This is a genomic window from Sphaerotilus mobilis (genome assembly GCF_004216565.1).
Lineage (GTDB): Bacteria > Pseudomonadota > Gammaproteobacteria > Burkholderiales > Burkholderiaceae_C > Sphaerotilus > Sphaerotilus mobilis.
The window spans coordinates 300560-325289 of sequence record NZ_SGWV01000007.1; the positions used below are offsets into that span (position 1 = coordinate 300560).

25 protein-coding genes, 1 other RNA gene and 1 riboswitch are annotated in these 24730 nt (G+C 70.2%); of the genes, 10 read left to right on the forward strand and 16 right to left on the reverse strand.

The genetic code is table 11. The features are described 5' to 3' along the window. Positions 1-71 precede the first annotated feature (71 nt). Positions 72-2393: a TonB-dependent receptor plug domain-containing protein gene (locus tag EV685_RS01595; protein WP_130480238.1), complete on the forward strand. Its 2322-nt coding sequence runs from the start codon at positions 72-74 to the stop codon at positions 2391-2393. A gap of 56 nt (positions 2394-2449) precedes the next feature. On the opposite strand, the gene EV685_RS01600 is transcribed toward EV685_RS01595, so the two are convergent. Continuing rightward, a complete protein-coding gene (locus EV685_RS01600; RefSeq protein WP_130480239.1) occupies positions 2450-3652 on the reverse strand; it encodes an ammonium transporter in 1203 nt (400 codons plus the stop codon). 406 nt (positions 3653-4058) lie between these two features. Between EV685_RS01600 and EV685_RS01605 the strand changes: the two genes are divergently transcribed. Then, the gene (locus EV685_RS01605; RefSeq protein ID WP_130480240.1) at positions 4059-5522 is read left to right on the forward strand and encodes a DEAD/DEAH box helicase; all 1464 of its coding nucleotides are present in this window, start codon (positions 4059-4061) and stop codon (positions 5520-5522) included. Between the two features lie 156 nt (positions 5523-5678). Here EV685_RS01605 and EV685_RS01610 read toward each other — a convergent pair whose 3' ends face one another. Then, entirely contained in the window at positions 5679-6287 is a 609-nt protein-coding gene (locus tag EV685_RS01610; protein ID WP_130480241.1) for a GNAT family N-acetyltransferase, read from the reverse strand. A gap of 303 nt (positions 6288-6590) precedes the next feature. Here EV685_RS01610 and EV685_RS01615 point away from each other — a divergent pair, with 303 nt between their 5' ends. Further along, the gene (locus tag EV685_RS01615; protein ID WP_130480242.1) at positions 6591-7988 is read left to right on the forward strand and encodes an MBL fold metallo-hydrolase RNA specificity domain-containing protein; all 1398 of its coding nucleotides are present in this window, start codon (positions 6591-6593) and stop codon (positions 7986-7988) included. 28 nt (positions 7989-8016) lie between these two features. Here the strand turns inward: EV685_RS01615 and EV685_RS01620 are convergent, their stop codons facing one another. From EV685_RS01620 to yaaA, 3 genes are all read right to left on the reverse strand, one after another. Then, a complete protein-coding gene (locus tag EV685_RS01620) occupies positions 8017-8544 on the reverse strand; it encodes a hypothetical protein (RefSeq protein ID WP_130480243.1) in 528 nt (175 codons plus the stop codon). Positions 8545-8609: 65 nt separating this feature from the next. After that, positions 8610-9476: a 2OG-Fe(II) oxygenase gene (locus tag EV685_RS01625; protein WP_242615368.1), complete on the reverse strand. Its 867-nt coding sequence runs from the start codon at positions 9474-9476 to the stop codon at positions 8610-8612. A 76-nt stretch (positions 9477-9552) separates the two neighbouring features. Beyond that, entirely contained in the window at positions 9553-10335 is a 783-nt protein-coding gene (gene yaaA / locus EV685_RS01630) for a peroxide stress protein YaaA (protein ID WP_130480244.1), read from the reverse strand. An 87-nt stretch (positions 10336-10422) separates the two neighbouring features. On the opposite strand from yaaA, the gene EV685_RS01635 reads away from it, so the two are divergent. Then, complete coding sequence (locus EV685_RS01635) at positions 10423-10851, forward strand: YchJ family protein (RefSeq protein WP_165396686.1); 429 nt, start codon at positions 10423-10425, stop codon at positions 10849-10851. On the opposite strand, the gene EV685_RS01640 is transcribed toward EV685_RS01635, so the two are convergent. Next, positions 10812-11354 (reverse strand): hypothetical protein, encoded by a 543-nt coding sequence (locus EV685_RS01640; protein ID WP_130480245.1) that lies wholly within the window; start codon positions 11352-11354, stop codon positions 10812-10814. The two genes, EV685_RS01635 and EV685_RS01640, sit on opposite strands and share 40 nt — an antisense overlap. A gap of 218 nt (positions 11355-11572) precedes the next feature. Between EV685_RS01640 and nth the strand changes: the two genes are divergently transcribed. Beyond that, positions 11573-12211, forward strand: coding sequence for an endonuclease III (nth, locus tag EV685_RS01645; protein ID WP_130480246.1), 639 nt, complete (start codon positions 11573-11575; stop codon positions 12209-12211). A 32-nt stretch (positions 12212-12243) separates the two neighbouring features. On the opposite strand, the gene EV685_RS01650 is transcribed toward nth, so the two are convergent. Genes EV685_RS01650 through EV685_RS01695 form a run of 10 tightly spaced genes read right to left on the reverse strand, consistent with a single transcriptional unit; the run spans position 12244 to position 22180 of the window. Beyond that, a complete protein-coding gene (locus EV685_RS01650; protein ID WP_130480247.1) occupies positions 12244-13050 on the reverse strand; it encodes a cobalamin-binding protein in 807 nt (268 codons plus the stop codon). Next, positions 13047-13646 (reverse strand): histidine phosphatase family protein, encoded by a 600-nt coding sequence (locus EV685_RS01655; RefSeq protein ID WP_242615369.1) that lies wholly within the window; start codon positions 13644-13646, stop codon positions 13047-13049. Before EV685_RS01655 ends, EV685_RS01650 begins: the two co-directional genes overlap by 4 nt. After that, the gene (locus EV685_RS01660) at positions 13643-14446 is read right to left on the reverse strand and encodes an adenosylcobinamide-GDP ribazoletransferase (protein WP_165396687.1); all 804 of its coding nucleotides are present in this window, start codon (positions 14444-14446) and stop codon (positions 13643-13645) included. Before EV685_RS01660 ends, EV685_RS01655 begins: the two co-directional genes overlap by 4 nt. Further along, a complete protein-coding gene (cobT, locus tag EV685_RS01665; RefSeq protein ID WP_130480248.1) occupies positions 14443-15486 on the reverse strand; it encodes a nicotinate-nucleotide--dimethylbenzimidazole phosphoribosyltransferase in 1044 nt (347 codons plus the stop codon). Before cobT ends, EV685_RS01660 begins: the two co-directional genes overlap by 4 nt. Before the next feature lie 17 nt (positions 15487-15503). Beyond that, a complete protein-coding gene (locus EV685_RS01670; RefSeq protein WP_242615370.1) occupies positions 15504-17057 on the reverse strand; it encodes a cobyric acid synthase in 1554 nt (517 codons plus the stop codon). Continuing rightward, entirely contained in the window at positions 17054-17833 is a 780-nt protein-coding gene (locus tag EV685_RS01675; protein WP_130480249.1) for an ABC transporter ATP-binding protein, read from the reverse strand. Before EV685_RS01675 ends, EV685_RS01670 begins: the two co-directional genes overlap by 4 nt. Continuing rightward, a complete protein-coding gene (locus tag EV685_RS01680; RefSeq protein WP_130480250.1) occupies positions 17830-18840 on the reverse strand; it encodes a FecCD family ABC transporter permease in 1011 nt (336 codons plus the stop codon). The genes EV685_RS01675 and EV685_RS01680 overlap by 4 nt, the downstream gene beginning before the upstream one ends. 1 nt (position 18841) lies before the next feature. Continuing rightward, positions 18842-19690 (reverse strand): ABC transporter substrate-binding protein, encoded by an 849-nt coding sequence (locus EV685_RS01685; RefSeq protein ID WP_130480251.1) that lies wholly within the window; start codon positions 19688-19690, stop codon positions 18842-18844. Further along, the gene (locus EV685_RS01690) at positions 19687-20244 is read right to left on the reverse strand and encodes a bifunctional adenosylcobinamide kinase/adenosylcobinamide-phosphate guanylyltransferase (protein WP_130480252.1); all 558 of its coding nucleotides are present in this window, start codon (positions 20242-20244) and stop codon (positions 19687-19689) included. Before EV685_RS01690 ends, EV685_RS01685 begins: the two co-directional genes overlap by 4 nt. A 25-nt stretch (positions 20245-20269) precedes the next feature. Continuing rightward, complete coding sequence (locus EV685_RS01695) at positions 20270-22180, reverse strand: TonB-dependent receptor domain-containing protein (RefSeq protein ID WP_130480253.1); 1911 nt, start codon at positions 22178-22180, stop codon at positions 20270-20272. Positions 22181-22250: 70 nt separating this feature from the next. Continuing rightward, positions 22251-22491: riboswitch (cobalamin riboswitch) on the reverse strand. 130 nt (positions 22492-22621) lie between these two features. Here EV685_RS01695 and EV685_RS01700 point away from each other — a divergent pair. The 5 genes from EV685_RS01700 to EV685_RS01715 all read left to right on the forward strand — a co-directional run bounded on the left by EV685_RS01700 (position 22622) and on the right by EV685_RS01715 (position 24725). Beyond that, on the forward strand, positions 22622-22849 hold the full coding sequence (locus EV685_RS01700) for a DUF904 domain-containing protein (protein WP_130480254.1): 228 nt from the start codon (positions 22622-22624) through the stop codon (positions 22847-22849). After that, on the forward strand, positions 22846-23181 hold the full coding sequence (locus EV685_RS01705) for a cell division protein ZapA (RefSeq protein WP_130480255.1): 336 nt from the start codon (positions 22846-22848) through the stop codon (positions 23179-23181). The genes EV685_RS01700 and EV685_RS01705 overlap by 4 nt, the downstream gene beginning before the upstream one ends. A 45-nt stretch (positions 23182-23226) precedes the next feature. After that, positions 23227-23406: non-coding RNA, 6S RNA (gene ssrS, locus EV685_RS21320), on the forward strand. Between the two features lie 18 nt (positions 23407-23424). After that, on the forward strand, positions 23425-23916 hold the full coding sequence (locus tag EV685_RS01710) for an EVE domain-containing protein (protein ID WP_130480256.1): 492 nt from the start codon (positions 23425-23427) through the stop codon (positions 23914-23916). After that, positions 23913-24725 (forward strand): sulfite exporter TauE/SafE family protein, encoded by an 813-nt coding sequence (locus tag EV685_RS01715; protein ID WP_130480257.1) that lies wholly within the window; start codon positions 23913-23915, stop codon positions 24723-24725. The genes EV685_RS01710 and EV685_RS01715 overlap by 4 nt, the downstream gene beginning before the upstream one ends. Positions 24726-24730: the final 5 nt, after the last annotated feature.

Below are 24730 nucleotides of genomic sequence, written 5' to 3' on the forward strand. Positions count from 1 at the left end.
CCTGCAGCGACAGATCCGGCCACGGACAATGAACGCGTCCACCGATCCACAGAACGACAACGATCCGCGCCATGAGCCCACTGTTCCTCCCTCGCCCGTCCGTCTTGTTGCTGGCCACGGCCTTGCTGCCGATCGGCGCATGGGCCCAGCAGGCCCCAACGGCGCCTGCCACGCCTTCCACGCCGACCACGCCTCCCACACCCGTCACGCCCTCCGCCGACTCCGCTCAAGCGGCCGACGATGGCGCCGCCCGCCTGGAGCGGGTCGAGATCACCGGCACAGCGGTCGAGACGGCCGTGCGGCGCGAGTCGACCGCCGCCAAGACCATCATCGGCCGCGACGAGCTGGACCGCTATGCCGATCAGAGCGTTGCCGAGGTGCTCAAGCGCCTGCCCGGCGTGACGCTGGGCGGGCGACCCGGCCGGGGCGGCGCGGTGCGCATGCGCGGCCTGGGCAGTGGCTACACGCAGATCCTGATCAACGGCGAGCGCCTGGGCGCCGGCCTGTCGCTCGATGACCTGACGCCCGAGCAGCTCGAACGCATCGAGGTGCTGCGCGCGCCGACCGCCGAAACCGGCGCACAGGCCATCGCCGGCACCATCAACATCATCCTGCGCGAGGACGTGCGCAAGCGCCTGAACAACGTCAACCTGGGCCTCAGCGACGAGGACGGCCACCTGCAGCCGAGCGCCAACTGGAGCCGCTCCGACCAGATCGGCGACGTCAGCTACAACTTCAACGCCCACCTGATGCGCAGCGACCGCCTCAGCACCAGCCAAAGCCGCACGCAGGAGACCCGCACGCCGCTGGCCGGTGGCGCTGAAGTCGTCAGCCTGGATCGCACCGACCAGAGCGAGAGCCGCGACTGGCGCAACGCGGCCCACCTGGGCGGCCGGCTGCAGTGGAAGCTCGGCGGCGGCGACACGCTGGCCCTGATGCCGTTCGCCATCCTGTCCAGTGGCGGTGGCCAGACCGACGGCGTGCGCCAGGTCGATGCCGGGACCAGCACCTTCGACGCCACCCGCCAGCAGGCCGAACGCGACTACCGGCTGCTGCGCCTGAACGGTCAATGGAACACCCGCCTGGATGGCGGCGCCCGGCTCGAGACCCGGGCCGGCCTGAGCCGCTCGAACTTCGACGGGGACAGTCGCCGCGTCGAGTCGCTGGGCGGCATCGACAACCGGGCCCAGCAGGACCTCAGCCTGCTGGACGAGCAGTGGTGGAGCGCCGGCGGCAAATACACCCGCAACCTGGGCGCCGACCACCAACTCGCCGCTGGCTGGGAACTGGAGCGCGGCCAGCGCGACGACGGCCGCAGCAGCATCCAGACCGTCTTGCCTGCGGGCACCAGCAGCTCGCTGCTGGCCGACTTCGGCGAGAACCTGAGCGCGCGCACCACCCGCAGCGCCGCCTGGGCACAAGACGAATGGTCCATCACCGGCCAGTGGGCCGTGCACGGCGGCCTGCGTTGGGAGGGCATCACCACCCGCAGCGACCTGAGCAGCGGCGCGGTCAACAACCGCAGCCAGGTGCTCAGCCCGCTGCTGCATGCCATCTACCGGCTGGAAGAAGGCGGCCGTGACCAGATCCGCGCCAGCCTGACCCGCAGCTACCGCGCGCCGACCTTGCAGAACATCGCCGCCCGGCCGTCGATCAACAGCAGCGCGCCGGTGAACACCGCCAACAGCGCCAGCACGCCCGACCGGGCCGGCAACCCGGACATCCGGCCCGAACTGGCAACCGGCCTGGACATCGCCTTCGAGCGCTACCTGGACGGCGGTGGCGTGCTGAGCGCCAGCGTGTTCCGCCGCCAGATCCAGGACCTGATCCGCAACCAGACCCAGCTCGAGACGGTCAGCTGGTCGAGCGTGCCGCGCCATGTCTCACGGCCCCAGAACGTCGGCGACGCCACCACCCAAGGCATCGAGCTGGAGGCCAAGTTCCGCCTCGACGAGGCCGTGGCCCAAGCCACGCCGGTCGACCTGCGCATCAATGGCGCGGTGTTCCGTTCGCGCGTGGAGGACATCGCCGGGCCGGACAACCGGCTCGACCAGCAACCCGGCTGGACCGCCGGTCTGGGTGCGGACTACCGACTGCGCGGCCTGCCGCTGACCATCGGCGGCCATCTGGCGCTGACACCGGCCTATGCCGTCCAGCAGTCCGCCAGCCAGCGCAGCACGACCGATGCGCGACGCGTGCTCGATGCCTACGCGCTCTGGCGCTTCAGCCCGGCGGCCCAGCTGCGCCTGTCGGCCAGCAACCTGGTGCCGCGCGACGAGACCTCGACCACCGCGGTCGCGTCAAGCGATGCGACCGATGCGATCCAGTCGACCACCACCAGCTTCGAGCCGAGCCGGACCAGCGTCAGCCTGCGGCTCGAACTCAAGCTCTGAGCTTCAAGCCACAAGGCGGATGGCGGATGGCGGATGGCGGATGGCGGCCCGCGCGATCACCAGTTGACGTCGCGGTCCGGCGTCGCACCGATCCGGTGGATGGAGAGGTCGGCGCCTTCGTATTCCTCCTCCTGGCTCAGGCGCAGGCCGAAGACCTTGCGCAGCAGACCGTAGACCAGGAAGCCGCCGATCAGCGCCCAGGCGATCGCCAGCAAGGTGCCGATCAGCTGGCTCATGAAGCTGACGCCGCCCAGGCCTCCGAAGGCCTGCTGGCCGAAGATGCCGCAGGCGATGCCGCCCCAGGCGCCGCACAGGCCGTGCAGCGGCCAGACGCCCAGCACGTCGTCGATCTTCCAGCGGTTCTGGGTCAGGGTGAACAGCTGCACGAAGATCGCGCCGGCCACGCCGCCGACGATCAGGGCGCCCATCGGGTGCATCAGGTCCGAACCGGCGCAGACCGCCACCAGCCCGGCCAGCGGGCCGTTGTAGGCAAAGCCCGGGTCGTTGCGGCCCATCAGCACCGCGACCAGCGTGCCGCCGACCATCGCCATCAACGAGTTGACGGCGACGAGGCCCGACATCTTCTCGAGCGTCTGCGCGCTCATGACGTTGAAGCCGAACCAGCCCACCGCCAGGATCCAGGCGCCCAGCGCCAGGAAGGGGATGCTCGACGGCGGATGCGCGCTCATCGCGCCGTCCTTGCGGTAGCGGTTCGCGCGTGCGCCCAGCAGCAGCACGGCAGCCAAGCCGATCCAGCCGCCCACCGCATGCACGACCACGCTGCCGGCAAAGTCGTGGAAGTCGGCGCCGAAGGTCGCGTTGAGCCAATCCTGCAAGCCCAGCAGGCGGTTCCAGGCCACGCCTTCGGACACCGGGTAGATGAAGGCGACGATCAGCGCCGTGGCCATCAGCTGCGGGCCGAACTTGGCGCGCTCGGCGATGCCGCCCGAGACGATGGCGGGAATGGCCGCCGCGAAGGTCAGCAGGAAGAAGAACTTGACCAGCTCGTAGCCGTTCTTCTGCGCCAGCGTGTCAGCGCCGGTGAAGAAGTCGATGCCGTAGGCGACGGTGTAGCCGACGAAAAAATAGGCGATGGTCGAGACCGCGAAGTCCACCAGGATCTTCACCAGCGCATTGACCTGGTTCTTCTTGCGCACCGTGCCCAGTTCCAGAAAGGCAAAGCCCGCGTGCATGGCCAGCACCATGATGGCGCCCAGCAGGATGAAGAGCGCGTCGGCGCCCGGTGAGTTCGGTGTCATGGCGTGGGTGGGGAGCGAGGTTGTGTCGAGGAGCGGCGGGAAAACGCACCAACATAGCAAGTGCCGTACCCATGTCGGTGCCCCATGCCGCGCAGCGGTGCAGACCGCCACCATCACCGCACAGACGCACCATGACGCGGCACCCATCCGAGGAAAACGCACCAGCGCCGAACGTTTGCACCGTTTAAGTGCATCACGCAGCTGAAGAACAGCCTGGGAACTCCCCTTCGGCCGTTGCGATGCTGCGCCGCATCAAGCCTCTACAATCGCGCGCAGATGCAGCCACTCCAGTCTGGCCGCGTCGGTCACCTCCGACCTTCCTGCACCGATGGGCTCCACGACTGGCGCTTCCGCCTTGGAAGCCTGCAGCCCGTCGCCCCGCCACCGAGCGGGAAACCACTCCTCCATGAGTTTTGACGACCTGGGCCTGGCCCAGCCCATCCTGCGCGCCGTGCGCGAGGAAGGCTACGAGACGCCCACCCCCATCCAGCGCCAGGCGATCCCCGCCGTGCTGGCCGGTGGTGACCTGCTGGCCGGTGCACAGACCGGCACCGGCAAGACCGCAGGCTTCACCCTGCCCCTGCTGCACCAGCTCGCCGCCGGCGAGCCGGTCAAGAACCGCAATGGCCGCCCGGCGATCCGGGCGCTGATCCTCACGCCCACCCGCGAACTTGCGGCCCAGGTCGAGGAAAGCGTGCGCACCTATGGCAAGTACCTGCAGCTCAGCAGCATGGTCATGTTCGGTGGTGTCGGCATGGGCCCGCAGGTGGATCGCCTGCGCCGTGGCGTTGACATCCTGGTGGCCACCCCCGGCCGCCTGCTGGACCACCACCAGCAGGGCACGCTGGACCTGAGCCAGGTCCAGTTCTTCGTGCTCGATGAAGCCGACCGCATGCTCGACATGGGCTTCATCCACGACATCAAGAAGGTGCTGGCCATCGTGCCGGCCAAGAAGCAGAGCCTGCTGTTCTCGGCCACCTTCAGCGACGAGATCAAGACCCTGGCCGACCGCCTGCTCAACAAGCCGCAGGTCATCGAGGTCGCGCGCCGCAACACCACCGCCGAGACCATCGCCCAGCGCGTGATCCGGGTCGGCCGCGAGCGCAAGAAGGACCTGCTGGCCCACCTGATCCAGAGCCAGAACTGGCACCAGGTGCTGGTCTTCACGCGCATGAAACATGGCGCCAACCGCCTGTGCGAGTTCCTGAACAAGGCCGGCATCAGCGCCATGGCCATCCACGGCAACAAGAGCCAGGGTGCCCGCACCAAGGCGCTGGCCGAGTTCAAGACCGGTGACCTGACCGTGTTGGTGGCGACCGACATCGCCGCGCGCGGCATCGACATCGACCAGCTGCCGCACGTCATCAACTACGAGCTGCCCAACGTCCCCGAGGACTATGTGCACCGCATCGGCCGCACCGGCCGGGCCGGCGCGCAGGGCGAGGCGCTGTCGCTGGTCTGCGTCGACGAAGAAGGCTTCCTCGCCGACATCGAGAAGCTGATCAAGCGCAGCATCCCGAGCGAGGTCGTGGCTGGCTACGAGCCCGATCCGGGCGAGCGTCCGGAGCCGATCCAGGTCGGTCGCCGCACCCTCAACGGCGGTCCGCGCCGGGGTGGTTCGGCAGGTGGTGGTGGTGGCGGCGGCGGCGCTCGTCCGCCGGCACGTCCGTCCGGTGGTGGTGGGCAGGGCCAGGGCCGTCCGGCCCAGGCTGGCGCACGCCCGCAGGGCTCGGGCGGCGGTCGCCCGGCAGGTGGTGGCGGCGGTGGCGGTGGCCAGCGTGCCCCGCAGGGCCGTGGCCCGGGCGCTGGCTCGGCCAGCCCGCGCGGCGCGGCCCCGGCGCTGAACCGTCCGAAGACCGGCAGTCGCTGAGCGGTTGCCGCTGCGGTTGCGGCCGCGGCTGCGGTTTCCCGGAATCCAGGTGCCGGACCCAAGCAAAAGACGCCCCTCGGGGCGTCTTTTTTCTTGTCCGCTGCGGACCCGCTCAGAAGGGACTCAGACGGGACTCAGGCGGGACCCGCACGGGGCTCAGTTCGCCCTTGCGCTGCCGATCCAGGCCCCGTAGAGCGCCCGCATGGCCAGTCGCTGCAAGGTGGCCGGCGGGACCCGCGGCGCGTGTTCGCGGCGCAGCTCCCAGTCCGGCCAGGTCGGCACCGGCGCCCGGCGCACCCAGCGCACAGACCCCAACTGGGTCTCGCGACCCTTGCGCATCTGGGTCACATAACCCAGATGCTCGAAAAAGGCTTGCGTGTCGTGAGCTTCTGCCGGCAACTCCAGCTCCAAGCTCGGCGCCCCGCAAGCACAGGCAACCTCTTCACAATAGTTCATCAATGAACGGGCGACCCCCTGGCCACGGGCCGCAGGCAACACGCCCAGCGCCGACACCTCGGTCACGCGTTCACCCGGATGCACCTGCAGCCGAACCAGGCCGACGAGGCCCGATTCGTTGAAGGCTACCGCCAATTTGTGACGCTCATCACACAACCAGTGTCCAATCGTGGCCGATTCGACGTCCGGGAACAGCTCAGCGATCAAGCCCTGCAGACGCGACCAGTCGCGAATCCGCGCCGCACGCACCCGAACCGGCGCGCCGGGAGGGAACATGCTGCTGTCGGAAAACGCGGGAAGGGCTGCCATGGGTACCTCCGAATGGGGGATTGCGTTCCTGAACTTTGTGCGATTGTTCACAACTGCAATGAACGGATCATGTCAGGTAGCGTCCTGTAACACCAGAGGCTTGTGCTGGGTGTTTTTCCCATGAGTTCGGGTGTCGTTCATCTTTGTCGATGCCGTGTCCAATTGTCTTCTGGGCGTGGCAAGCAAATCAAACGGCGTGATTTAGCCCGAAATTGATGCAGCGCAGTCCCGGGCCTGCCCCAGCTTGCGGCGGACGACGCCGGTGGGCCAAGCTCGCAGCACCCAGTCCAGGCGGAGTGCGACATGCTGGTGCAGATCCTCGGCGCAGCCGATTGCGTGACCGGCTCGCGCCACCTCGTGAGGGGTGTCGATGGTGGCTTGGTGCTGCTCGATTGCGGCCTCTTTCAAGGCTGGAAACCGCTGCGTGAACGCAACTGGCTGCCGCTGGGTGTTGCGCCGCCGTCACTCGATGCGGTCGTCCTGAGCCATGCCCACCTCGACCACAGCGGCTGGCTGCCAGCGCTGGTGCGCGCGGGCTTCCGAGGCCGGATCTGGTGCAGCCCCGCCACCCGCGATCTGGCCGAGGTGCTGCTGCTCGATTCGGCCCACCTGCAGGAAGAAGACGCCCGGCGCGCCAACCGGGGCGGCTGGAGCCGGCACCTGCCGGCCCAGCCGCTCTACACCCGCCGTGACGCCGCCCGCGCCATCGAATCGATGCGACCGATCACGCCGGGCAAGGACTTCAGCCCGGTCACCGGCATGACCGCCCGTCTGACCCCGGCCGGCCATCTGCTCGGCGCCTGTTCGGTGACGCTGCGCGACCGGCTGCACACCCTTGTCTACTCCGGGGACATCGGCCGTTCCGACGACATGCTGATGCGCGCGCCGCAGGCGGTGCCCGACGCGCCTGACCTGTTGCTGGTCGAGAGCACCTACGGCGACCGCCAGCATGACGACAGCGACCAGCAGGCCCGCCTGGCCGCGATCGTTCGTGACACCGTCGAACGGGGCGGCAGCGTGCTGATGCCGACCTTCGCGGTGGGCCGGGCCCAGGCGCTGATGTTGCTGCTGCAGCGCCTGCGTCGCAGCTGCGAGATCCCCGCCTCGCTGCCGATCTACCTGGACAGCCCGATGGCGCAGGCCGCCACCCGCATCCACCTGGCGCATGCCCGGCTGATGCGGCTGTCGCAGGCTGAGCTGCGCACGCTGTGCGAGGGGGTCACCGCCGTCGAGGACGCGGCCGATTCACGCCGGCTGGCGCGCCGCAAGACGCCGGCGGTGATCCTGTCGTCCAGCGGCATGGCCACTGGCGGGCGGGTGTTGACCCACCTGGCGGCGATGGCGCCGGAGCCTCGCCACAGCATCGTCTTCCCGGGCTATCAGGTGGCGGGCAGTCGCGGTGGACGACTCATCGACGGTGCGCGCGAGATCAAGGTGATGGGCCAGATCGTGCCGGTGCGCGCCGAGGTGCATCACCTGCGGGGCATGTCCGGCCATGCCGATGCGAGCGGCCTGATCGGCTGGATGCGCCAGTTGCCGGCCGCACCCGCGCAGGTGCTGGTGGTGCACGGCGAACCCGCTGCGGCCGACGCCTTGCGGCTGCGCATCGGGCGTGACCTGGGCTGGTCGGCTCGGGTGCCACGGCCTGGCGAGACCGTGCCGTTGGCGGTTGACCTGTCGGCACTTGAGCAGCCGGATTGACAGGGCAACCCGAGCCCGACGTTCGGCCTCAGGGGCGCGAGCCGTCGTCGATTGGAGGCCGCTGTCGTTCGGTCCGGGCCGGCTTCTGCGGCCGAGGCGTCTGGGTGGCCTTGACCACCTTGGCGGCCTTGTTCGCCTGGACCGCCCGGGCGGACTTGCGCGTCGCCTTGCGGTCCGCCTGGCGCGCGGTGTTCTTCTTGCTGGCGATGCCCGTCTTGCTGGCCTTGCTGGCCTTGTCAGCCTTGACGGTCTTCCGGCTCCCTGAAGGCTTCACGGCCTTGGCCGGCTTGCCCGCATCGGCGGCCGCGCCGGTCTTGCCGACGGCGGCAGCGCCCTGGCGGGGCATCTCGCCCAACGCCGCCGCAGGCGCGGTCGGTGCGGGTACTGGTGAGGGTGCCGGTGGCGGCGCAGGCTGGATCGGCTGCGGCGGCACGGGGGTCGGCAGGACGATGGTCGTCGTGCCCTTGGCGGCCGTGCCGCCCGAGGTCTGCGCATGCGCCGGCATGGTCGTCATCAACAAGGCCAGCAGGGAAAGCGCAAGGTGGGTTCGGGTCATCGGCGAGGGTCCAGGATCGGATCGTTGGGGAATCGGGCGGGCGGTGGCCGCTGAGGTTGGTCGGTTCAGTCGAAGCGGCCCTGGCGCAGCCACTTGGTGGCAACCCACTTCTCGCCCTCGAGCACCGGCGCGCCGCCGTGCAGCGTGCGCGTGACCGGATGGGCCCGGTCGTAGCTGAAGAAAACGGCATTGCCCTTGACCGGCGCGACCTCCAGGCCCACGTCCGGGAAGGTCGTCGAGCCGCCGCGCAAGGGCGTGTTCAGGTACATCACCAAGGTACCGACACGTTGGCCGCCGCGCTTGAGGATGGTCGGCGTGCCGGGCTGGGCCGGGTCGAAGTAGTCGTAGTGCGGCTTGTATTCGGCGCCCGGCCGGTAGTGCAGCACCTGCACGCCTTCGCCGTTTTCGACCGGCCAGTTCAGCAAGGCGCCGATGCGTGCCTCGATGCGGCTGATCAGCTCGCTCTCGCCGCGTCCGAAGAACATGCCCTCGCTGGTGCGGGCCTCGTTGACCTCGCTGCCGCCGGTGTCGTTGTCGACCGTCTCGGAGCGGGCCAGACGCGGATCGGCCAGCGCCACCAGCGCGTCGCATTCCTCGTCGGACAGGAAGCCGCCGAAGACCACCACGCGCGGCAGGTGCATCTGGGTCAACACGGCGACCCGGTGGCCCAGCACCTCCAGCGAGGCGGGTGCGCCCTCCAGCGAAGGTTCGGGCACCGCCGAGCCTGCGGGCAACTCCGCCTCGCGCCCCTGTTCGGCCAGGTAGGTGCTGAGGGTCTCCTCGAGCGCCGCAATGGCGACGTCCTCTTGCCAGCCGGCTTCGCGCATCGATGCCAGGACAGCTTCCGGCCCGTGGCCGGCGCGGGCCTGTTCGATGATCCACTGGCGCAGTTCGGGGGTCGCGGTCTGGCGGGTCATGGTGGTCGTCGTCATCGAAGGATTGTCGCGCCGGCCATCACTGCCTCACCGGGCGGCGCGGCCGGGAGTGCGACGAGTTGTCACCGTCCGTTCAAGCCTGACGGCGCCGGAACACCAGCCGGTCGGGTCCGGACACCTCGGCCGCATAGGCATAGCCGCCCAGGTCGAAATCGCCCAGCTGGCTGACCCGTGCCAACCGCTTGGTGATCGCGTAGCGGGCCATCAGGCCACGGGCTCGCTTGGCGTGGAAGCTGATGATCTTGTAGCCGTCGTCCTTCCAGTCCTCGAACACGCAGTCGATGACACGGACCGGCCCGGCGGCCTGCAGCACCGAACGGCGCACGGCCTTGAAGTACTCCTGCGAGGCCAGGTTGACCAGCACCGGCTGACGTTCGCCGGCCAGGCGCTCGGCCAGATCGAGCGAGATCGTGTCACCCCACCAGTCGTACAGGTCCTTGCCACGCGGATTGGGCAGCCGCGTGCCCATCTCCAGCCGGTAGGGCTGCAAGGCATCAAGCGGGCGCAGCAGGCCATAAAGCCCCGACAGGATCAGCACATGCGACTGGGCCCAGCGCAGGTCGGCGGCGCTCAGGCTGCGGGCGTCCAGGCCGGTGTAGACGTCGCCATCGAAGGCCAGCACGGCGGGCTTGCTGTTGCGGCGGTCGGCCTCGGGTTGCCAGGCGGCATAGCGGGCCGCGTTCAGGCTGGCGAGCGGGTCCGACAGGTCCATCAGCTCGGCGATCTGGGCGGGGCTGCGTTGGCGGAGGATGTCGATCAGCTCGGCCGCTTCGGCCACATAGCGCGGCTGGCTGGCGCTCACGCGGGTCGGTGTGTCGTAGTCGAGCGACTTGGCGGGCGAGAGGACAAACAGCATGGTGGCAGGCAAGCGAAGGCGGCCCGGATTATCGCGGTGGCCGTCCTATCCTTCGTGGCCTCCGGCCTTGTCCCCGACGATCCCGCCATGAACCTCCCAGACCCCGATCGGGCGCCCTGCCCCTGCGACCTCGGCACCACCCGCGGCGTCACCTTGGCCGACTGCTGCGGGCGCTACCACGCCGGCCCGCTGCACCTGCAGGCCCCGGACGCGCTGGCCCTCATGCGTTCGCGCTACAGCGCCTATGTGCTGGACCGGCTGGACTACCTACGGGCGACCTGGGACGCGTCCTGCTGCCCGGTCGACCTGTCGGCCAACGAACCGGGGCTGCGCTGGCTGGGGCTGGAGATCCGCAGTCATCGCCTGATTGACGCCGATCACCAGGAGGTCAGCTTCGTCGCCCGCAGCAAGTTCGGCGGCAAGGCCCACCGACTCGTCGAGACCAGCCGCTTCGAACGCCGCGATGGCCGCTGGCTCTACCTCGACGGCCAGGTCGGGACGCCACGCCGGACCTGAGTCCGAGGCTGGAATTCGCAGCGCACCGCTCGGGACGCCAGGCGGACACCGAAGCAGCCCATCACCAGGCACAACAAGGCCCCGCTGACCGCGCCGGCCAAGCCCAGCGACGACGACACGACCGGCGCTGACAGCATCGGCATCGCCGCGCTCGCATGGTGCACGCCACTCAGGGCATCGATGAAGGGGTGGATCAGGTCCGATTCCAGCCAGCGCCGGCTCAGTTGGCCATGGATCAGCGCAGCGAACAGGGCAATGGCGGTGGTCCGTGACCACGGCGCACGGCGCAGCAGACCCAGGCCGACCAGGGCCAGCGCACCGGCCATCGGCGCGAGCATCGGCGGACGGTCGGGCAGCACCAGGGCGCCGGCCAGGGCCGCCAGACCGATCAGCAGCAGGGTCCAGGCCAAGGCGCTGATGTCGCGGGCGCGGTCGCTGTCGGCGAGCCGAGTGGCAGGGCTCGAGGCGTGTCGGTCAGGCGAGGTCAGGCGCGCGCGGGACATGTTGCTTCATCCGTTAGGGGGAGATCTTCATCAGGATGACCGAAGCACGTCCGGATGAAACCTACCTACATGTGTTGTAGTTTGACGCAACCACCACAAACGGTTGCAGGTGTTCACCCCAGGTTACGTCATCCCACCTCCAACACCGGTGACAGCCCTCTGCTGCCACCCACTTGCCCTGATATCGGCCGACCGGATCGCCAAACTAGACTTGACGCATGCAAGAACAGCAGATTCAGCGTTTCTTCACGACCTTGCAGGCCGCCAACCCGTTGCCGGCCTCCGAACTGGAATACAGCTCGGTGTTCGAGCTGCTCGCGGCCGTGCTGCTGTCGGCCCAGGCGACCGATGTCGGCGTCAACAAGGCAACGCGGCGGCTGTTCCCGGTGGCCAACACGCCCGCGCGCATCCTGGCGCTCGGGCTGGACGGGCTGGAAGCGCACATCCGCACCATCGGCCTGTACCGCAGCAAGGCGCGCCACCTGATCCAGACCTGCGAGATCTTGCTGGCGCGCCACGGCGGCCAGGTGCCGCGCAGCCGCGAGGCGCTAGAAGCCCTGCCCGGCGTCGGCCGCAAAACCGCCAATGTGGTGCTCAACGTGGCCTTTGGCGAGCCGACCTGTGCGGTTGACACCCACATCTTCCGGGTCAGCAACCGGACCGGCCTGGCGCCCGGCAAGACGCCGCTGGCGGTCGAGCTGACGCTGGTCAAGCGCATCCCCGAACGCTTCCGGGTCGACGCCCACCACTGGCTGATCCTGCATGGGCGCTATGTCTGCCAGGCCCGCAAGCCGCGCTGCGCAGCCTGTTCGGTGGCCGATTGCTGCGACTTCACGCCCAAGACGACGGCGGGCTGAGCTGGCCTGAGCCGACCTTCTGGGCTCGACGCTCAGGCCTCGCGCTCGGCCCAGGCCTGGATGCGCGCCTCGATGCGGCGCAGGCCGTCGGTCAGCGCGGCGGGGCCGGGCTGCAAGATCTCGCTGGACTTGATCTCGAAGACCTGACCGTCGCGCACCGCCGGCACCGTGTCCCAGCCCGGTCGCGCTGCCACCGTCGCCGGCTGGAACTTGCGTCCGCACCACGATCCGAGGATCAGCTCGGGCGAGCGCCGCACCACCTCCTGAGGGTCGGCAATGATGCGGTCACGCCCCAGCGACCGGCCAGCCAGCTCCGGGAAACACTCCTCGCCCCCGGCATGCACGATCAGCTCGCTGACCCAGCCGATGCCCGAGATCAGCGGATCCATCCATTCCTCGAAATAGACCCGTGGCCGACGCGGCAGCAGGGCCGCGCGGGCGGCGACCGCATCCAGCCCGGCCTGCAACTCGGCGATCAGCGCGGCCGTGCGCGCCTGCGCACCGACCATCGCGCCGACCATCTGGATCGAGGCGAGGATGCCGTCGACCGTGCGGTGGTTGAAGACATGCACCGGCACACCGGCGCGGATCAGCGTGCTGGCGATGTCGGCCTGCAGGTCCGAGAAGCCCAGCACCAGATCGGGCTCCAGCGCCAGGATCTGGTCGATCTTGGCGCTCAGAAAGGCGCTGACCCTCGGCTTCTCCTGACGCGCCTGCGGCGGCCGCACGGTGTAGCCGGAAATGCCAACGATGCGGTCCTGCTCGCCCAGCAGGTAGAGCGTCTCGGTCGTCTCCTCGGTCAGGCAGACGATGCGGCGCGGGTGGCGGTCGACGGTCATGGCGAGCTTCCTTCGTTGGGGGGCGGCCGAACCGTCAACAAGGCGCCATGGCCGATCGCGGCGGGCCAATCGGCGGCACGCGGTGGATCGCGCTGCAGGGTGCGCAGCGCACTGAGCCAGCCGGCATGGCCGACCGCCCAGACGACCGAGGCGGCCAGCGCGGGGTCGTCCAGCAGGGTACGGACCCGTGCGCGCAGCATCACGACGCTCTCGCCGCCGCCGGGCCGGAAGGTGGCGAAGTCGTCGGTCCAGCCAGCCGATTCAACGGCGTCGATGTTGGCCCAGCGCCGGCCGTCCCAGGCGCCGAAATCGGCCTCGGACAGACGCGGATCGATGCGGTGGACCCAGCCCCAGCGGCGCAGCCAGCGGCCAACGTCGGCGGCGCGGCGCAGGTCGGAGGTGAGGATCGTCCGTGCCGCGCCCGTGCGCCGCTGCGCCTCGCGGATGCGGTGCGCCAGGCGCTTGGCGCGGCGCGGGTCGACGGCCAGGTCGGTGCGGCCGATGCAGCGACCGGCCGCAGCGATGGCGCGTGGATGGCGCCAGACCCGCAGCTCGGCCAGCGCCATCGGGGTGGTCTCGAACCCATCGACCGTCATGTCTGGCCCGCCAGTCTCGCCAGCGCCAGCCAGCCCAGCAAGGCGCCCAGCTCGCTCAGTTGCTGCGCGGCGCCCAGCGTGTCGCCGGTGTAGCCGCCCAGGCGGCGCCGATACCAGCGCCGACAGACAGCGGCAACCAGCAGCAGCGCGGCGAGCGCACCGGCCAATGCCGGCCAGCCCGCCCCCATCCACCCGGCCAGCAGGCTCAGTGCGACCACCCAGGCCAGGGCCGTCAGCAGGCCGGCCCGCGAGACCTGCTGGGCCATCGGCTTGGCCTTGGCATGTTCGGCATCGCCGGCATAGCGCAAGCACGCCAGGAGCAGCACCGGCACCGCGCGCGACGCGGCATGGGCCCAGACGCTGGCCAGCAGCACCTGAGTCAGCGAAAGTCCGATCAGGCCATGCAGCGCCGCAGCCTTCAGTCCCAGCACCAGCACCAGGCCGAGCGCACCGTAGCTGCCCAACCGCGAGTCCTTCATGATCGTGAGCGCCCGCTCACGCGTGACGGCGCCACCCAGTCCGTCGCAGGTGTCGGCCAGTCCATCCTCATGGAAGCCGCCGGTGAGCCAGACGGTCGCCGCCATCGACAAGCCCAGCGCCACCGGCGCCGGCCAGATCGACGCGGCCAGCGCCAGCACCGCCGCGCCGCACAGGCCGACCAGCAGCCCGACGCCCGGGTAGTGGCGTGCGCTGGCATGCATCCACTCGGGCGTGTAGCCGACCCAGGCCGGCACCGGCACGCGGGTGAAGAACTGCAGCGCGATCAGGTAGAGCCGCAGCTCGTGGACCAACCGCTTCATGGCGAGGGCCCGCTGACGCCGGCCGACTCGAAGCTCGCCATCTCGGCCAGGATGCGGCAGGCCGATTCGAGCAGCGGCCAGGCCAGCGCCGCGCCGGAGCCTTCGCCCAGGCGCAGGTCCAGGTCGATCAGCGGGCGCACGCCCCAGTGCGCCAGCAGCCGGCGGTGGCCGGGCTCTTGCGAGCGGTGCGCGAACACGCAACGTTGCAGCACGGCCGGCTGCAGGCGGCTGGCGACCAGCACGGCCGAGCTGACGATGTAGCCGTCGACGACGATGACCCGGCGCTCGGCAGCGGCCTGCAGCACCGCGCCGACCAGCGCCGCGATCTCCAGACCACCGAAGGCGGCCAGCGCATCGAGCGGCTCGACGGCATCGGCATGCAGCGCCAGGACCTCGGCCAGCACGGCGGTCTTGTGCGCCAGCGCGGCATCGTCCAGCCCGGTGCCGCGGCCGGTGCAGGCGGCGATCGGGCTGTCGGTCAGGCGGGCGACCAGCAGGGCGGCGGCCGAGCTGTTGCCGATGCCCATCTCGCCCAGCAGCACCCCATTGCCGGGTAGGCTGGCGACCACCTCGCGGCCGACCGCGATGGCCTGCGCGCACTGCGACAAGCTCATCGCCTGAGCCTGCGACGCATCGGCGGTGCCCGGCGCGACCTTGCAGCGGCGCAGGCGCGGATGTGGCTCGAAGTCCTGCCGCACGCCCGCATCGACCACCGTCAGCGCCAGGCCATGCTGCCGGGCCAGCACGCTGACCGCCGCGCCGCCGTGCAGGAAGTTCAAGACCATCTGCGCGGTCACGTCCGACGGGTAGGCCGACACCCCGCGTGCGGCCAGACCGTGGTCGGCGGCAAAGACCAGCAGCTGCGGTTGGTCGAGCACCGGCAGGTCACGGCCCTGGATCAGCGCCAGCTGCAGGGCCAGCGCTTCGAGCTGACCCAGCGCACCAAGCGGCTTGGTCTTGTGGTCGATGGCGTGCCGCACCCGCGCGGCCAGGTCCGGATCGTTGAGCGCGGCGACATCAGGAAGTTCGAAGGCAAACATGGGCGGTAGGTCCGTGTTCAACGGGCTTGCAGCACGCTCAACAGCGCCGCAGGTCCGAGGTGGGTGTCGATGAAGTCGGCCAGCCCGTCAAAGACGGCATCGAGCGTGCGCACCTCTGCACCGAACAGGGCACGCAGCACATCGGGCGATTCGAACAGGCCATGCGCGTACAGGCCCAGCACATTGCCGCGCGGCCCCGCCTGCCAGCCGATCGGCGCGCCGACGGCATCGCGCACGGCGGGCTGCGGCGCGGCCATGCCCGGGTGAGCGACGCTGCGGCCGTGGTGGATCTCGTAACCCTGCCAGGCCAGGCCCGACAGCGCCGCCCAAGGTCCGTCGGGATGCAGGGCCTCGAAGGTCGCGGTCGTCGGGCGCAGCAGCTTGTCGGGCTCGAAACGCGTGACCAGCGGCAGCAGGCCCAGGCCAGGCATGCAGGCGTCGACGACCGGATCGGCGGTCGGACCTGCCGCGCCTTCGACGCCGGCCAGATCGATCAGCGCCTCGCCCAGCATCTGCAGCCCGCCGCAGAGGCCCAGCACCGCACCACCGGCCGCCGCATGGCGAGCGATGGCCGCATCGAGCCGCTGGGCGCGCAGCCAGGCCAGGTCGGCGCGGCTGTGCTTGGAGCCGGGCAACACGATCCAGTCGACGCCGTCGACATCGGCCGGCGTGCGGGCCCAGACCAGGCGCACGCCGGGCAGGTTGCGCAGCGGCTGGAACTCGTCGAGGTTGCTGATGCGCGGCGGCACGACCACGGCGATGCGATGGGTCAGCGCGCCCTGGCCCGAAGGTCCGCCGCCCAGGTCATGCAGCCCGTCTTCCTCGGGCAGGCCGTGGCCATGCCACATCGGCAGCACGCCCAGCGTGGGCACGCCAGTCAGGGCCTGCAACTGCTCGGGGCCGGGCGACAGCAGCGCGGCGTCGCCCCGGAAGCGGTTCAGCACAAAGCCGCGGATCAGCGCGCGCTCCTCCGGCGGCAGCAGCGCATGGGTGCCGTAGAGGTGGGCGAAGGCACCACCGCGGTCGATGTCGGTGACCAGCAGGCAGGCCGCTTGCGCCGCCCGGGCGGTGCGCATGTTCACGTAGTCGCTGGCGTGCAGGTTGATCTCGGCGGGCGAGCCCGCGCCCTCGATCACCACGACGTCGTGTTCTGCCTGCAAAGACGCGAGCGCGTCGCGGGCATGCGGCCAGAGCGCCTCGCTGCGCTCGCGCCACGGCACCTCGGCGAGGTCGCGGCGGACGTCGCCCAGCACGACAACCTGGCTGCGCGTGTCGGCCTCGGGCTTGAGCAGCACCGGGTTGTGGCGGACCTCGGGCACGCAGCGTGCGGCCAGGGCCTGGAAGTACTGCGCGCTGCCGATCTCGCCCAGCCGCCTGCGTCCGTCCGGCCCCGGCAGGCCGGGCACGACCCGCGCGTTGTTGCTCATGTTCTGGGCCTTGAACGGTGCCACGCGCAGGCCTTGCCGGGCATACCAGCGGCACAGCGCGGTCGCCAGCCAGCTCTTGCCGGCGCCGCTGGTGGTGCCCAGCACCATGACGGCCTTGCCGCGCCTCACATCGGTCTGGCTCATCGCGTGAGCCTCAGGTCCGGCAAGGCCAGCCACTCGTCGCCCAGGCGCTCGATGCGGATCGCGCCGCCAAACACCTCGCGCAGCGCCGCGTGCACGGCCGGGTCGTCGCGCCGGCCCACGGCGCGGACCTGGCCGTGCGCCAGCACCACCAGCCGGTCGGCGGCCAGCGCCAGCCCCAAGTCATGCAGCACGCTGACCACCGTGCGGCTCGCGCCCAGCTGGCGCATCAGGCGGACCAGCGCGACCTGGTGCGGGGCATCCAGGTGCGTGGTCGGCTCGTCCAACAGCAGGACCGGCGCTTGCACGGCGAGTGCGCGCGCCAGCAAGGCCCGCTGGCGTTCGCCGCCGGACAGGTCGACCAGCCGACGATCGGCCCAGTCGGCGCATTCGGTGTCGGACATGGCCTGGGCGACCACCGCGTGGTCCTGTGCGCTGGCCGCGCCGAACAGGCCCTGCTGCGGCAGGCGGCCGAGCATGACCACGTCGCGCACCGTCAGGTCGCCGCCGGCTTCGGCCTGCTGGGCCAGCCAGGCGATGCGCACGGCGCGTTCGCGCGAGGTCATCGCGGCGAGGTCACGGCCTTCGAGCCGGATCTGTCCTGCGCGTGGCGCCAGCAAGCCGGCCAGGCCACGAAGCAAGGTCGATTTGCCCGCGCCGTTGGGGCCGACGATGGCGGTCCAGCCCGGGCCGATCGACAGGTGGACGTGTTGCAGCACCGGGTCGGCGCTGCCAGTCGGCGCCAGCGCGAGGTCGATGCAGTCGAGCAGCGCCGTCATCGCAAGCCCCTGCGCCACAGCAGCACCAGCAGGTAGCAGCCGCCCAGCACGGCGGTGAACACGCCCACCGGCAGTTCCTGCGGCGCGATGACGCTGCGGGCGATCACGTCGGCCCACAACAGCAGCACGCCGCCCATGGCCGCGCTGGCGACCAGGCGGTAGCCATGCGGCGCCCGCACAAAGCGGGCGACCAGGTGCGGCGCGACCAGCCCGACGAAGGCGACCAGCCCGGCCTGCGCGACCGCCGTGCCGGTGGCCAGCGCCATCAGCACGACCAGCGCCACGCGCAGGCGCGGCAGCGCCAGGCCAAGGCTGCGCGCGCTGTCCTCGCCCAGCGCCAGCGCGTCCAACACCCGCGAGAGCCGCCAGGCCAGTGGCAAGGTGGCCGTCAGCGACAGCGCCAGCACCGTCACGCTGGGCCAACCCAGCAGGCCGGTCTGACCAAGCAGGAAGGACTGCTTGCCGCGCAGCGCATCGGGCGAGAACAGCGTGACCAGATCGTTCAGCGCCCCCAGCAGCACGCCAACCACAACCCCAGCCAGCAGCAGCCGGGTGGTTTGTTCGGCCCCGCGTGCCAGCGCCAGCGTGGCCGACACGCCAGCCAGCGCACCGACGAAGGCCGCGCCCACCAGGCCCAGCCGCTGGATCAGGTCCGCACCGGCCATCGGAATGGCCGCACCCAGCAGCCCGCCGGCCGCCAGCACGATCACCACGCCCAGCGACGCCCCGGCCGCCGAACCCAGCAGATACGGGTCGGCCAGCGGGTTGCGGAACAGCCCCTGCGCCAGCGCGCCGGACAGCCCGAACAGGGCGCCCACCAGCCCGGCACCCAGGCTGCGCGGCGCGCGGATGTCCCACAGGATCAGTTCGCCGCCGGGCGACAGCCTCAACGCCGCGAGGTCCCAGCCCTCGCTGCCGGCCATCAGACCCGCGAGCAGGCCGGCCGCGCCCAGCAGCAAAAGGATCAGCGCCAGGCGCAGGCGACGGCGGCGTTCGGCGGCGGACATGTCAGCGCGGCGGCGGCAAGGCCGCCAGGCAATCGGCGATCAGCCGGGCGGCCTCGCCCAGACGCGGACCGGGCCGCACCAGCATGTCGTAGGGCGCCGCTGCGAAGGCGCAGGTCTGGCGCGAGGACAAGGCCACGAGCCGGCCCCAACCCGGCCGACGCGGCATCTCGGCCAGCGGCTGCGCGGCGGCCATCACCAGATCGGGCGCGGCGCGCAAGATGAACTCGGGGTTGAGCTGCGGGAAGGGGCCCATGCCCGCATCGACGATGTTGCGCAGCCCCAGGCGCGCCAACGTCTCCCCGATGAAGGACGCGGCGCCCGCAGCGTACGGCGTGGTGGCAATCTCGAAATAGACCCGCCGGCCGCGCCAGCCCGCCGGCACGCGCTGCGCGGACGCGCTCAGGTCGGCCTCGATGGCACGCCACAAGGCGTCGGCCCTCTCGGGCCGCCCGATCACGGCGGCGATGCGCTCGAGCGCGTGGCGCACATCGGCATGGCTCTCGGCCTGCAGGGTGACCACGCGCAGGCCCAGCACGCGCAGGCGGTCGACGACACGGGTCGAAGGCGAGGCCAGCACGAGGTCCGGCCGCAGCGCGACGATGCGTTCGAGCTGCGCATCGTCCATGCCCCCGAGCCGTGGCAAGCCGGCGATCGACGCCGGGAAGTTGGAATAGCGGTCGACGCCGACGAGCCGGTCGCAGGCATCGAGGGCGCAGACGGCTTCGGTGATGGAAGGCAGGAGCGAGACGATGCGCCGAGGTGGCGGGTCGACGGGTGCATCGCTCGGCGCGGCCTGAGCCTGTGTCAGCGTCGACAGCAGGACCAGCAGCAAGGCCCAAGCGCGCGTCATGCCGCACCGCCCTTCACCACCAGCGGCATGCCGGCCACCATCAACGTGACCCGCGTGCAGACCCGCGCCAGGCGCTGATGCAGCAGCCCGAGCCGGTCGAGAAAACGGCGCGTCTCGGCCCCCATCGGCATCACGCCCAGGCCGATCTCGTTGGAGACCAGCACGACCGGACCAGGCAGGCCGGGCAAGACGGCGCAGAGGCGCTCGATGGCGCCGTCCACGTCGCCAGCATCCACACCCGGCGGCGGCATCGCCAGCTGCGTCAGCCACAGCGTCAGACAGTCGACCACCAGCAGGCGGTCGACGGTGCTGAGCATCTGCAGGGCATGGGCCAGATCTCCCGCCAGTTCATGCAACGCCAGGCCCGGCACCCGCTCGGTGCGGTCGCCCTGGTGACGGGCGATGCGCATGCGCATCTCCTCGTCACCGGGCCAGGCCGTCGCCACCAAGGTCGCACCACGCCCCTGCCCGCTCGACAGCCAGTCCCCTGCAAGCTGCTCGGCCGCACGCGACTTGCCGCTTTTTTGGCCGCCGAGGATGAGGGTGTGGGTCATGGCGCGGGCCTCTGCGGGGTCTCGATCAACGCGGCGAATAGCGCACGCCGACGTACAGCGCCCGACCGGCCTGGTTGAACCCGCGTGCCGTCTCGTAGGTCCGGTCTGCCAGGTTGTTCAGGCGTGCACTCAGTTGCCAGTCGGACGTAACGCTCCAGGCGCTGTGCAGGTCCACCGTCGCATAGCCCGCCAGCCGGCGCAGGTTGGCTGCATCGTCGTAGCGATGGGCGTGAGCCTGGATCGACGTGCCGTAGCGCCAAGCGCCGCGGTCGACGTCGGCCGAAAGCTTGAACGTGCGCTGGGCGCGTCGCGGCAGCAGCTTGCCCTCGTTCGCGTTGCCCTCGCTGTCGTTCACCGGGCGCAGCAGATCGACCGAGCTGCTCAGGTTCAGCACGCCCCAGCGTTGCTCGCCCTGAAGTGTCAGTCCGGTCGAGCGTGAATACGGCAGGTTGACCGGGTTGGCGCCCTCGGTGATGTAGCCGCGGATTCGGTTGGCGTAGAGCGTGGCGCCAAAGCGGTCATCACCCTCGACGTGGCGGATGCCGAGTTCGGCATGACGGCCGCGCTCGGGCAGCAGCAGCGCATTGCCGAAGCCCGGCCAGTACAACTGGTTGAACGACGGCGCCACGAAGCTGGTGCCCACCTGGGCATGGCCCTGCCAGCTCGGCGTGAATGCGTAGCCGTAGCCCGCCGAACCGGTCGTCTGGCCGCCGAACTGGGAGTTGAGGTCGCGGCGCAGGCTGGTCTGCAGGCTGTGGTCGCCCGCTTGCAGGTTGTAGCCCAGCGCCAGACCCTGGATCGTGCGCCGGGTGACGTCGTAGTTCTGGACCGGCTTGCTGACCCGCTGCTCAAGCCGGTCGACCAGGGCGACGAGCGAACCCAGTGGCAGCGAGACGACGTTCTCCCACGCCAGAGTGCGCTGATCGGTGTGGATGGTGCCGAGGTCATTGAAGCTCGTGGGGGCCGAGACCAGCGTGCCGTAGTCGTTCACGCTGCGGGCGAAGCGCCACTGCGAACGCCAACCGGGCAGCACGCGCCCTTCGACCTCCAGGGACGACACCTGCGTGCCCAGGCTGGCCAGCGCATCGGCGCCCGGACCATCGTCGTACTGGGTGCGGGCGTCGACTTGCAACAACTGCGCACGCGTCGACCAGTCAGCGTTCCAGTCCCGCCGCAGATGCAGGCGAGCGGCGTTCTGGTTGATGCCGTCCCGATCGGGGTTGAAGTTGCCGAACGGCACGCCGGCATTGGTCGCCGAGTAGCCGTCCTCTTCGGTGTGCAGAAGTTGCAGCCCGCCGCTGTAGCCATCGCCCGCAAAGGACAGGCCGGCGCCGACCTGGCCATGGCCATGGCTACCTGCGGTGCTGCGTGCATTGACGCGCAAGCCTTCGCCGGGCGTGGCCTGGCGCGTGAAAACCTGGATGACGCCGCCGACCGCGTCGCTGCCGTAGAGGCCCGACATCGGTCCGCGCACGATCTCGATGCGCTCGATGCCGGCCAGCGGCAGGTTGGCGAAGTCAGGCTCCCCCAGAGTGGCCGAGCCGTAGCGCACACCGTCGACCAACAGCAGGACGTGTCGCCCCTCGAGGCCGCGCATGAACACGGCACTGGCCTTACCCAGACCGCCGTTGGACGACAACTGCACGCCGGCCTGTCGGGCGATCAGCTCGGCCAGCGTGAGGCCTTCGGAGCGGTCGATCTGGTCGCGGTCGATGACCGTGACATCAGCAATCGCCTGGTCGATGCGCTGGGGCATCCGGCTGGCCGTGATGACAACCTGAGGCAATCTGTCGGCCAAGGCCAGACGGGTGCCGAGATCGGCTTGGGCCTGGACGGCGCCACTGGCACACAGGCCGGCGGCCCAGGCCAGCGGCGCGAGGACGAACAGGCGCGAAGAGACCGCCGGGCGGCGGCTGGTACGGAAAGTAGAAGACATCGGAAGAACCACGGATCAGACGTGCACGCCAGCGTCCCCGCAGGCCTGCACCACATGGAGGACACGCACGCGTGTCCGCCCCCCGTTGGCCGGTATCCGGGCTGACGGAACAACCTCTGCGACCTTCCCGGCGCCGCAAGCGACACCAGTGGTTGAACGCAGAAGCGGGTCTGGGCGCATGCCTTCGACCGTCCGCTTACCGTTGCGGGGGCAGCGCAGGTTGGGCTTGTCCCGTGGGGCTTTGCCTTCCTGCTTCCCGTTTAACCGGGCCCCTTGAGGAGGGCCCGAGCACCAACGGAGCCGAGTGTATCCGTGCGTCACCGACGCCCGGCTGACGACCTTGGCAAGGCCGCTGTAGCCGCGCGGCGGCGCAGGCCCCCCTCTACAATCGATGGGCTCGGTGCCCGCAGCTGTTGCGACTGCACCGCAACCCCTCCGCGCATGTCCAACCTCGAAGACCTGGCCGACCGCGTCGACCGCCTGCTGCTGCGGCACGACGAGCTCAAGCGCACCAACACGCTGCTCGAACAGCAGCTCGCCACGGTGCTGGCCGAACGCGACAACCTGCGTTCGCGCCTGGCTGCGGCGCGCCACCGCATCGACGCCCTGATCGAACGCCTGCCGGCCAACGAAAACGACGCGGCGCAGGCCTCCGGGAGCGACGCATGAAGCAGATCGAAGTCAGCATCATGGGCCAGACCTATGTGCTCGCCTGTCCCGAAGGGCACGAGACCGAGTTGCTCGAAGCCGTCAGCAGCGTCGACCGCGAGATGTGCGGCATCCGCGATGCCGGCCGGGTCAAGGCCCGCGAGCGCATCGCCGTGCTGGCTGCTCTCAACCTGGCCTATGCGCTGGCCGAACAGGACCGCGCCGGCGCGTCGGCCGCCGCATCTGCGCCGGCCGCTGGCCCGGTCGCAAGCCCTGAATCGGGGGCGATCGACGTCGACGCGCTGGTTCGCCGCGTCGATGCTGCATTGGGTCACGACGGCCAGTTGCTTTGAGCCCCATGCGCCCCGCAGGGACTCGCTCGGGTTCTAGAATGGACTCGTCCGCTGCGTTCGCGAAGGTTTTATATTTCCTTGAACCGATGCTCTCGCGAGCCAGGGCTTGGAACATCTCCAGGCTGGTGTGATCGTCTCGCGTCAGATGAACCCGAAGCCTGGCTGACCTTGCCCACCTGAATCCCCCTGGGTTCAGGAATGCGACCTTTGGTTCGCGGCGGACACCCTCTCTTTCCTGCACCGATGGAACGTGCCTACTGGCTGATGAAGAGCGAGCCCGATGAGGCCTCGATCGACACGCTGGCTCAATCGGTGAGCCAGTGCCTCCCCTGGACCGGGGTGCGCAACTACCAAGCCCGCAACTTCATGCGCGACGCGATGCGCATCGGGGACGGCGTGCTGTTCTATCACTCGTCTTGCCCGCAGCCCGGCATCGCCGGCCTGGCCGAGGTGGCAAGCACGGCCTACCCGGACGCGACGCAGTTCGACCCGGCCAGTCCCTACTTTGACGCCAAGTCCGACCCGGCCACACCGCGCTGGGTCCATGTCGACGTGCGCTTCGTGCGCAAGACGCGCCTGCTCGGCCTGGCCGAGATGCGCGCCACGCCCAGCCTGGCCGACATGGTGGTGCTGCAGCGCGGCAGCCGCCTGTCCATCACCCCGGTGACGCCTACCCAATGGCGGGCGGTGCTGGCCACGCTCGGTGTCCCCGACGACCGTCCTTCCCGAACATGAACCTCGATCCCCTGCTGGTCCTTGAACTGCTGACCTTGGGCGTTGGCACCGGCTTCCTCGCCGGCTTGCTGGGCATCGGTGGCGGCATGTTGATGGTGCCCTTCATGACACTGATCCTGTCGCATCGCGGGGTCGATGCGGGGCCTGCGGTGAAGATGGCGATCGCGACCTCCATGGCGACGATTCTGTTCACCTCCGTCTCCAGCGTGCGGGCCCATCACCGCCGGGGCGCCGTGCGCTGGGACCTCGTGCGCCAGCTCGCGCCGGGCATCGTCGGCGGGGGCCTCGTCGCCGGTGCGGGCGCCTTCGCGGCGATCAAGGGACAGGCCCTGGCCGCCGTGTTTGCGGTCTTCGTTGCCTTCTCGGCCACTCAGATGCTGCGCAACAAGAAGCCGGCCGCGTCGCGCCAGATGCCCGGCACGGCCGGCAGCTTGGGCGCAGGGGGTCTGATCGGCTTTGTTTCCGGCCTGGTGGGTGCCGGTGGCGGTTTCATCTCGGTGCCGTTCATGACCTGGTGCAACGTGGCCATGCACCACGCGGTCGCCACCTCGGCTGCCTTGGGCTTTCCGATCGCGCTGGCCAACACAGTCGGCTATGTCGTCGGCGGCTGGAACCTGCCGCCCGCCCTGCCCGGCGCCATGGGCTACCTCTGGTTGCCGGGGCTGGCGGTGATCGCCAGTGCCAGCGTGCTGACCGCACCGCTGGGCGCCAAGGTCGCGCATGCGATGGACGTCGCCCAGCTCAAGAAGGCCTTTGCAGGTGTGCTCTACCTGCTGGCTGCCTACATGGCCAGCCGGGCGTTGGCCTGAACCTC

Bases quoted from the DNA above. Each gene is read 5' to 3' on its own strand.
- EV685_RS01595 (WP_130480238.1), top strand. From the start codon at position 72: ATGAGCCCACTGTTCCTCCCTCGCCCGTCCGTCTTGTTGCTGGCCACG.
- EV685_RS01600 (WP_130480239.1), bottom strand. From the start codon at position 3,652: ATGACACCGAACTCACCGGGCGCCGACGCGCTCTTCATCCTGCTGGGC.
- EV685_RS01605 (WP_130480240.1), top strand. From the start codon at position 4,059: ATGAGTTTTGACGACCTGGGCCTGGCCCAGCCCATCCTGCGCGCCGTG.
- EV685_RS01610 (WP_130480241.1), bottom strand. From the start codon at position 6,287: ATGGCAGCCCTTCCCGCGTTTTCCGACAGCAGCATGTTCCCTCCCGGC.
- EV685_RS01615 (WP_130480242.1), top strand. From the start codon at position 6,591: ATGCTGGTGCAGATCCTCGGCGCAGCCGATTGCGTGACCGGCTCGCGC.
- EV685_RS01620 (WP_130480243.1), bottom strand. From the start codon at position 8,544: ATGACCCGAACCCACCTTGCGCTTTCCCTGCTGGCCTTGTTGATGACG.
- EV685_RS01625 (WP_242615368.1), bottom strand. From the start codon at position 9,476: ATGACGACGACCACCATGACCCGCCAGACCGCGACCCCCGAACTGCGC.
- yaaA (WP_130480244.1), bottom strand. From the start codon at position 10,335: ATGCTGTTTGTCCTCTCGCCCGCCAAGTCGCTCGACTACGACACACCG.
- EV685_RS01635 (WP_165396686.1), top strand. From the start codon at position 10,423: ATGAACCTCCCAGACCCCGATCGGGCGCCCTGCCCCTGCGACCTCGGC.
- EV685_RS01640 (WP_130480245.1), bottom strand. From the start codon at position 11,354: ATGTCCCGCGCGCGCCTGACCTCGCCTGACCGACACGCCTCGAGCCCT.
- nth (WP_130480246.1), top strand. From the start codon at position 11,573: ATGCAAGAACAGCAGATTCAGCGTTTCTTCACGACCTTGCAGGCCGCC.
- EV685_RS01650 (WP_130480247.1), bottom strand. From the start codon at position 13,050: ATGACCGTCGACCGCCACCCGCGCCGCATCGTCTGCCTGACCGAGGAG.
- EV685_RS01655 (WP_242615369.1), bottom strand. From the start codon at position 13,646: ATGACGGTCGATGGGTTCGAGACCACCCCGATGGCGCTGGCCGAGCTG.
- EV685_RS01660 (WP_165396687.1), bottom strand. From the start codon at position 14,446: ATGAAGCGGTTGGTCCACGAGCTGCGGCTCTACCTGATCGCGCTGCAG.
- cobT (WP_130480248.1), bottom strand. From the start codon at position 15,486: ATGTTTGCCTTCGAACTTCCTGATGTCGCCGCGCTCAACGATCCGGAC.
- EV685_RS01670 (WP_242615370.1), bottom strand. From the start codon at position 17,057: ATGAGCCAGACCGATGTGAGGCGCGGCAAGGCCGTCATGGTGCTGGGC.
- EV685_RS01675 (WP_130480249.1), bottom strand. From the start codon at position 17,833: ATGACGGCGCTGCTCGACTGCATCGACCTCGCGCTGGCGCCGACTGGC.
- EV685_RS01680 (WP_130480250.1), bottom strand. From the start codon at position 18,840: ATGTCCGCCGCCGAACGCCGCCGTCGCCTGCGCCTGGCGCTGATCCTT.
- EV685_RS01685 (WP_130480251.1), bottom strand. From the start codon at position 19,690: ATGACGCGCGCTTGGGCCTTGCTGCTGGTCCTGCTGTCGACGCTGACA.
- EV685_RS01690 (WP_130480252.1), bottom strand. From the start codon at position 20,244: ATGACCCACACCCTCATCCTCGGCGGCCAAAAAAGCGGCAAGTCGCGT.
- EV685_RS01695 (WP_130480253.1), bottom strand. From the start codon at position 22,180: ATGTCTTCTACTTTCCGTACCAGCCGCCGCCCGGCGGTCTCTTCGCGC.
- EV685_RS01700 (WP_130480254.1), top strand. From the start codon at position 22,622: ATGTCCAACCTCGAAGACCTGGCCGACCGCGTCGACCGCCTGCTGCTG.
- EV685_RS01705 (WP_130480255.1), top strand. From the start codon at position 22,846: ATGAAGCAGATCGAAGTCAGCATCATGGGCCAGACCTATGTGCTCGCC.
- EV685_RS01710 (WP_130480256.1), top strand. From the start codon at position 23,425: ATGGAACGTGCCTACTGGCTGATGAAGAGCGAGCCCGATGAGGCCTCG.
- EV685_RS01715 (WP_130480257.1), top strand. From the start codon at position 23,913: ATGAACCTCGATCCCCTGCTGGTCCTTGAACTGCTGACCTTGGGCGTT.